Below are 762 nucleotides of genomic sequence, written 5' to 3'. Positions count from 1 at the left end.
TGGCGATGGCGCGCCACTCTTTGAGCCTGGCCCAGAGGCGCTCGACCTGGTTACGGTTGTTGTAGATCCAATCAGGGCAGGCCACGGGCGCTTCGTGGCGCTGAGGCGGGATCGCAGGCCGAGCGCCCATATTCCAGATGTGTTCGCGAAAGACGTGGCTGGTATAGCCGCGGTCCCCCACGACCCATTTGGGCACCCCCGGCAGTTGGTCGAGCAGGGGAACAGCGTGAGGGAGTTCATGGGCCTGACCGGGCGCCAGTTGGAAGGCGATGGCGCGGCCCTGCCCGTCGGCGATCACGCAAGCCTTGGTGCCATACCCGCCACGCGAGCGGCCAACAGCTTCACGAGCGTCTCGCTCGGCTGCAGATCCCCCCTTTTGGCGGCTCCCGCCGCCTTTTGGTGCGCCCGAACGTTCGTGCCGTCGAGGAACACCATACCGAGTTGGACACCGCGCTCCTGCACGAGGTGAAGAAGCCGCTCCCAGACGCCGGCACGCGACCAGCGGATGAAGATCTGGGCAGCCCGCCACCAGGGTCCTAATTCCTCGGGAATGGCTCGCCATTTGGCTCCGTTCTGATGCCGCCAAAGGATGGCCGAGAGCGTGCGCTGCAGATCCTGAGGAGGCGTTTTGGCCTTGGGCCGGCAGGCTTCAACCAGAGGCTCCAGATCAGCCCATTGCGCGTCGCTCAGCATCGTCCCTCCTCCATCAGAAAGACGAAAACGCAAGCCCAGCCAATCTGTTCAGGCGACGACAGGCCCTAG

At 64.8% G+C, this 762-nt stretch carries 1 protein-coding gene; it reads right to left on the bottom strand.

Annotated features, from left to right (window positions below; genetic code table 11):
• Positions 1-693 (bottom strand): IS5 family transposase gene (locus FV223_RS29080; RefSeq protein ID WP_147730050.1). Its coding sequence is split into 2 segments (ribosomal slippage), with 694 coding nucleotides annotated over them: positions 1-378 and positions 378-693; the frame shifts between segments, so codons are not numbered across the junction. This gene is flagged as partial in the annotation.
• Positions 694-762 lie beyond the last annotated feature (69 nt).

This window comes from Methylobacterium sp. WL116, from assembly GCF_008039455.1.
GTDB lineage: Bacteria > Pseudomonadota > Alphaproteobacteria > Rhizobiales > Beijerinckiaceae > Methylobacterium.
Note: the sequence above shows the minus strand (reverse complement) of the source record. Positions and strands in the feature narration are given on the sequence as shown.